The organism is Microbulbifer agarilyticus (assembly GCF_019800665.1).
Lineage (GTDB): Bacteria > Pseudomonadota > Gammaproteobacteria > Pseudomonadales > Cellvibrionaceae > Microbulbifer > Microbulbifer agarilyticus_C.
Genome location: NZ_JAHVKO010000010.1, coordinates 40,184 through 46,236, shown reverse-complemented (window position 1 = coordinate 46,236; position 6,053 = coordinate 40,184). Strand labels below are relative to the sequence as shown.

At 52.8% G+C, this 6,053-nt stretch carries 6 protein-coding genes; 1 reads left to right on the top strand and 5 read right to left on the bottom strand.

Annotated elements, in window-relative coordinates; all coding sequences use genetic code 11:
• Positions 1-601: 601 nt before the first annotated feature.
• Positions 602-1,018, bottom strand: coding sequence for a hypothetical protein (locus tag KUV22_RS17060; RefSeq protein ID WP_222232983.1), 417 nt, complete (start codon positions 1,016-1,018; stop codon positions 602-604).
• A gap of 329 nt (positions 1,019-1,347) precedes the next feature.
• On the opposite strand from KUV22_RS17060, the gene KUV22_RS17055 reads away from it, so the two are divergent.
• Complete coding sequence (locus tag KUV22_RS17055) at positions 1,348-2,385, top strand: integron integrase (RefSeq protein WP_222232982.1); 1,038 nt, start codon at positions 1,348-1,350, stop codon at positions 2,383-2,385.
• 67 nt (positions 2,386-2,452) lie between these two features.
• Here KUV22_RS17055 and groL read toward each other — a convergent pair whose 3' ends face one another.
• From groL to KUV22_RS17035, 4 genes are all read right to left on the bottom strand, one after another.
• Positions 2,453-4,099 (bottom strand): chaperonin GroEL, encoded by a 1,647-nt coding sequence (groL, locus tag KUV22_RS17050; RefSeq protein ID WP_222232981.1) that lies wholly within the window; start codon positions 4,097-4,099, stop codon positions 2,453-2,455.
• Positions 4,100-4,176: 77 nt separating this feature from the next.
• Entirely contained in the window at positions 4,177-4,470 is a 294-nt protein-coding gene (locus KUV22_RS17045; protein WP_222232980.1) for a co-chaperone GroES, read from the bottom strand.
• A gap of 233 nt (positions 4,471-4,703) precedes the next feature.
• Positions 4,704-5,201, bottom strand: coding sequence for an FxsA family protein (locus KUV22_RS17040; protein WP_222232979.1), 498 nt, complete (start codon positions 5,199-5,201; stop codon positions 4,704-4,706).
• A gap of 81 nt (positions 5,202-5,282) precedes the next feature.
• On the bottom strand, positions 5,283-6,044 hold the full coding sequence (locus KUV22_RS17035) for an SDR family oxidoreductase (protein WP_222232978.1): 762 nt from the start codon (positions 6,042-6,044) through the stop codon (positions 5,283-5,285).
• Between the last annotated feature and the right edge of the window lie 9 nt (positions 6,045-6,053).

The following is a 6,053-nucleotide window of genomic DNA, read 5'->3' as shown; positions in this document are numbered from 1 at the left end:
AATACATGTTTTTGCATACGCCAAGAAGAGAAGTTTGTCGCGGCCAGAAGAACGCCAAACGAAATAAACAAGGCTGATTCAATGTTTATGCAGCTCATAATACGATGACATTTAACGCCGCTAGCAGGGGCAGCCGGAGCGCAGCGTAGGCTGTCCAGCCCGGGGCCCCGCAGGGGCCTTGGGCGATCTTGCCTAGCCTGGTTATTGCGGCCGCACTCTGAACCAGCTACTAGCACTATGCCAGCCACGACTTGGCTGGCCACTGCTTAAAATTTACGAGGAAAGAATACCGCACTTTCCCCAACTATTTTTCATCTTACTGGCACCCCAAAAGATAACTCCGGACTGCCCTCTTCTACTGAAACAGACCGAACACTCTAGGAACGGAACTGATTGAATAGCAACCGACCAAACCGGCTCAATATTGGAAGCTATTTAGTGGCACTAAAATTTCAGCAACCACAAAAAACAAGAAAATACCGACCGGCACCAATAACGCCGTGCTCAGGGACGGCTTACTTTGTGCGCATTTTGCGCGAAAATAGGAGCGAAGCGACTGCGCGAAATGTGCACAAAGTAAGACGTCCCCTGCAGCACCTTGTTAGCCTGATTGGAGGTGCTCCCGAAGCACTTGGACACATAAGAAACCCCAAGACTTTCCGACGCCTTTCGCATGCTCAGTGACTGAAATTTCTTTAGTGATATTTTTCCAATCGTAAATTTCAACAATATTACCACTCTTTGCATCGAGCTCTATTTCGAACTCCCAGAACTCCAACTCCTCGTTCAGTAAGGTTCCACTGAAAGTGGAATCACAACAAATTGGGCCTTGACCAAACTCCACAAGTATAGAGTTGTCTTTTGAGAAGTTATTCGATTTTAGCCAGCAGCGGATTGCATCAGGAAAAATCTCAGTATCATGAAATAGCTTGGCAATTTTAGCTATGTTGAATTTACTAATCTCATTTTGCTCTCTGGTATTCAGATTTTTGATTTTTGCGAGCTTGTCTATGTTCATAGCGAAATCAGGCTAACAGTTTATTCATAAGCCTAGGGCTTTATATATTTTTGGGCGCTATTTAAATTGCCAGTAATTCCCTCACTGCGAAAATTCATTTCAAATCAATGGGAAAGCTGCCCGTGGCGCAAAATTCATCTGAAATATATAGCCCCTGGCTTCGGTCGGTTATTTCATCCACAGGCTATTGAGCATATTTCAACCGCCTTAAAAGTCAATGACTTACAGCTTTGATTCTAGAAATAGGAGACTTCGTTTCATATTTCGGCTATTGACTAGCCTCCCCGCCACAACTACTGTATATAAAAACAGTTACATAGGAGTTAGTCATGGATGACATCCGACACACTATTGAGAAATCTTCCTCGAGGTTCATAACTTCCTTGAGACGACATATTCGGGAGGCCGGGCTCGCCTATCGTACGGAGCAGACGTACGTGCATTGGATAAAGCGATTTATCCACTTTCACAAACTTCGCCACCCAAAAGAGCTTGGTGTTGTTGAAGTAGAGGAGTTTCTTAGTAATTTATCTGTGGATAAATTTTGCTCGGTAAATACACAAAAGATTGCGTTAAATGCGCTCGTCTATTTGTACAAACGCTATTTTGGCGTAAGCCTCGATGGTCTGAACTTCAAGCCCGCAAGGCAATATCGCCGTCTTCCAATTGTGTATAGCCGCACTGAAATACAGGCTATTTTGTCAAAGCTGGAGCGCACACCTCGGCTTATGGTCGAATTAATGTACGGTACGGGTCTACGGAGCGCGGAGCTCCTCGCACTTCGAGTGAAAGACATCGATTTTGGTAGTAATAACATTTTGGTGCGCAGCGGCAAAGGGAACAAAGATCGTACAACTATGCTACCGCAAGCACTTATCCCTTTGCTGGAGCGACAAATCGAGCGGGTGAAGCTGCTACACTCAGAGGATATCGCTGCGGGTTTTGGGGATGTCTATTTGCCTGACGCTCTCGCCCGGAAATACCCCAACGCAGCCAGAGATACAGCGTGGCAGTTCTTGTTCCCATCATCCCGTATTGGTCCTTGCCCTCGAAGTGGCGAGCTGCGTCGTCATCATTTGCACGCTACGGCGCTTTCTAAACATATCCGTAAGGCTGTTAAGGCTGCCGGTGTCAACAAACCGGCGCGGGCCCATGCGTTCCGACATAGTTTTGCAACGCACCTTTTGGAAGCGGGTTACGACTTACGCACTATTCAAGAGTTACTTGGCCATTCGGATATCGCGACAACAGAGATTTATACACACGTGGTCAATAGAGGGGGGAAAGGCGTGTTGAGCCCCGTCGATCGGCTACCGTCCAATCGAGGGATCGAAGAGAATCGCCCCGTATACTCTATAGCCAGCTGAAAAGTTTTCACCCATAAAAAAAGCCCCGCAAATGCGGGGCTTTTTTGGATAGGTCGGTAAGGCTGACTTACATCATGCCGCCCATACCGCCCATTCCGCCCATGCCACCCATGTCAGGTGCACCGGCAGCCGGCTTGTCTTCCGGCAGTTCAGCAACCATGGCTTCGGTGGTGATCATCAGGCCAGCGATAGAGGCTGCCGCCTGCAGTGCAGAGCGGGTTACTTTGGCCGGGTCCAGGATACCCATGCCCAGCATGTCGCCGTATTCGCCGGTACCAGCGTTGTAGCCGAAGTTGCCTTCGCCTTGCTTAACCTTGTCCACAACCACGGAGGCTTCGTCACCAGCGTTGCTCACGATCTGACGCAGAGGCATTTCCATGGCGCGCAGGGCTGCTGCGATACCGTGGTTCTGGTCTTCGTTGTCGCCAGTTACAGAGATTGCCTGAGTAGCGCGGACCAGTGCGGTACCGCCGCCAGGTACAACGCCCTCTTCTACCGCAGCGCGGGTAGCGTGCAGTGCGTCTTCAACGCGGGCTTTCTTCTCTTTCATTTCAACTTCGGTGGCTGCGCCAACCTTGATCACGGCAACACCGCCAGCCAGCTTGGCTACACGCTCTTGCAGTTTCTCTTTGTCGTAGTCGGAAGAAGATTCTTCGATCTGCGCACGGATCTGCTTAACGCGCGCTTCGATGTCGGCTACGTCGCCAGCACCGTCAACGATTACGGTGTTTTCTTTGGACAGGGTTACGCGCTTGGCGGTACCCAGGTGCTCCAGAGTGGTGGCTTCCAGTTCCAGGCCAACTTCTTCAGAGATTACGGTACCACCGGTCAGGATCGCGATGTCCTGCAGCATGGCTTTACGACGGTCGCCGAAGCCAGGTGCTTTAACCGCAGCAACCTTCACGATACCGCGCATGCTGTTTACAACCAGAGTTGCCAGCGCTTCGCCTTCTACGTCTTCAGCGATGATCAGCAGCGGCTTGGAAGCCTTGGCTACTTGCTCCAGCAGCGGCAGCAGGTCGCGGATGTTGGAGATTTTCTTGTCGACCAGCAGGATGAACGGGCTTTCCAGCTCAGCGGTCATGTTTTCCTGGTTGGTGATGAAGTAAGGAGACAGGTAGCCGCGGTCAAACTGCATACCTTCAACTACGTCCAGCTCGTTCTCGAGGCCGGAACCTTCTTCAACGGTGATAACGCCTTCTTTGCCAACCTTTTCCATCGCTTCAGCGATGATGGTACCAACGCTCTCGTCGCTGTTCGCAGAGATGGTGCCAACCTGGGCAATGGACTTGCTGTCTTCACACGGAGTGGACAGGCCAGCGAGGTGGTCAACGGCTGCGGCAACCGCTTTGTCGATACCGCGCTTCAGATCCATCGGGTTGAAGCCAGCAGCTACGGACTTCAGGCCTTCAACAACGATTGCCTGCGCCAGTACAGTCGCGGTGGTGGTGCCGTCACCGGCGGCGTCATTGGCTTTAGAAGCAACTTCTTTCACCATCTGCGCGCCCATGTTCTCGAACTTGTCTTTCAGTTCGATCTCTTTGGCTACAGATACACCGTCTTTGGTTACGGTCGGCGCGCCAAAGGCTTTGTCCAGAACCACGTTACGGCCTTTCGGGCCCAGGGTGGTTTTTACTGCGTCAGCCAGGATGTTTACGCCGCTCAGCATTTTCTGGCGAGCGTCGTCACCAAATTTTACGTCTTTTGCTGCCATGATCTTAATTCCTCAATTCTGTTCGTGGTTGCCTAATACTGGAAAGAGCTGGAGCTAGCTAAAGCTAGGCTCGGGCCTTAGCCTTCCAGTACGCCGTAAATGTCGCCTTCGCTCATGATGATCAGCTCTTCGCCGTCCACCTTGAGGGTGTTGCTGTCCGCGTAGCGACCGAATACAACGGTGTCACCCACTTTTACGGACAGTGCACGAACGTCGCCATTGTCCAGCTGCTTACCTGCGCCCACGGCAACCACTTCGCCCTGGTTTGGTTTTTCTTTTGCTGCGCCAGGCAGAACGATACCACCGGCAGTTTTCTGTTCTTCTTCCTTACGGCGTACGACTACACGGTCGTGTAAAGGACGAATTTTCATGGATTGCTCTCCAATGAGTCGTTTTAGGGTTGCATTTACATGTGGGCCAGCCCCCTTGGCGAGGCGGGCTCCATTCCTGCGCGCGAGCTTCGGGCGCAGGGAAAATCTAGGTGGAAGCTATATGTGGGAGGGGAAGTGGGATTTCAACGGCGGCGGAGAAAAAAACCCGGAGAATTTTTCAGAATTTCGGCTGCACAGGGCCAACCGCGGCAAAACTGCTCAAAAAACCAGCATTACCGCTGGTCTTTATCACTGTCTTCGCGTTTGAAGTCACCCTCGATAACATCGTGGGAGCGGTTTTCTCCCGGCTGAGATTGACCCGGTTGAGATTGAGAACCGCGCGTATGATCGCTTCCCGGGGGGTAACCAGGCCCGCGCACCACCACCACATGGCTCAGCAGTTTGCCGAGAAACAGGTGGCGGATACCCGGGATAAGACAGGCAAATCCAATCGCATCGGTGATAAAGCCGGGGGTAAGCAGCAATGCGCCACCGACCGCCAGGAAGATGCCTTCGGCCATTTCCTGAGCAGGCAGTTCACCCAGCGCCATTTTTTGCTGGGCGCGCAAGATGGTGGATAGCCCCTGCCGCTTCAGCAGCGCCAACCCCACCACGGCAGTCAGCAGCACCAGACCAATGGTCGGAAGCGCGCCGATTTCTTCACCCACACGGATCAGTACCCACATCTCCAGAATGGGCATGATGATGAACAGCAGTAGAAATGGACGCATGGTGTGGGTCTCTGGGGAAGCGCTTGCGAACCATATTGCGAACTACAGCCACGAGCACTTCAAAATTGTTACAGGAGGGGATTAGATGCGGGCGCCGCCATCAATTTCAATCACCCGGCCAGAGAGATAGTCATTCTCAATGATAAAAGCCACGGTACTGGCCACTTCGTCCGGTTCGCCGATCCGGCGCAGGGGGACCTGTTTGATCAGGCCTTCGAGGATCTCCGGGCGCATCTGCGCAACCATCTCGGTGCCGATAAACCCCGGGGCGATGGCCGCAACACGCACCCCGTAGCGCCCCAGTTCACGGGCCCAGGTTACGCTCATGGTCGCTACCCCCGCCTTGGAAGCGGAATAGTTGGTCTGCCCCATATTTCCGGCACGGGAAACACTGGAGATATTGATGATCACACCGCCATTGCCCCGCTCCGCCATGATCCCGGCTGCAGCGCGGCCGCACAGGAAGACACCGGTCAGGTTAACGTCGATCACCGATTGCCACTGGGACAGCGACATACGATCGGTCACCTTACCGTCCTTAACCTTCAGCAGCATGCCGTCGCGCATAATACCGGCGTTGTTCACCAGAACATCCAGCGCACCGAAATCTGCGGTAATCGCCGCAAAACACTGGTCGACCGCCTCTTCACTGGTGACATCTACCTTGTAGCTGCGCGCCTCAGCACCCAGCGCCTCACAGGCCGCGACGCTCTGGTCCAGCGCGTCCTGGTTCACATCCAACAGGGCAAGGCGAGCACCCTGCTTGGCCAGATGCTCAGCCATGGCGCGACCCAGCCCCTGACCACCACCGGTGATCACTACAACGCTATTTTTAATCTTCATAAACTCTCA

Excerpts from the sequence above, each read along its gene's own strand:
- KUV22_RS17060 (WP_222232983.1), bottom strand. The coding sequence starts at position 1,018 with ATGAACATAGACAAGCTCGCAAAAATCAAAAATCTGAATACCAGAGAG.
- KUV22_RS17055 (WP_222232982.1), top strand. The coding sequence starts at position 1,348 with ATGGATGACATCCGACACACTATTGAGAAATCTTCCTCGAGGTTCATA.
- groL (WP_222232981.1), bottom strand. The coding sequence starts at position 4,099 with ATGGCAGCAAAAGACGTAAAATTTGGTGACGACGCTCGCCAGAAAATG.
- KUV22_RS17045 (WP_222232980.1), bottom strand. The coding sequence starts at position 4,470 with ATGAAAATTCGTCCTTTACACGACCGTGTAGTCGTACGCCGTAAGGAA.
- KUV22_RS17040 (WP_222232979.1), bottom strand. The coding sequence starts at position 5,201 with ATGCGTCCATTTCTACTGCTGTTCATCATCATGCCCATTCTGGAGATG.
- KUV22_RS17035 (WP_222232978.1), bottom strand. The coding sequence starts at position 6,044 with ATGAAGATTAAAAATAGCGTTGTAGTGATCACCGGTGGTGGTCAGGGG.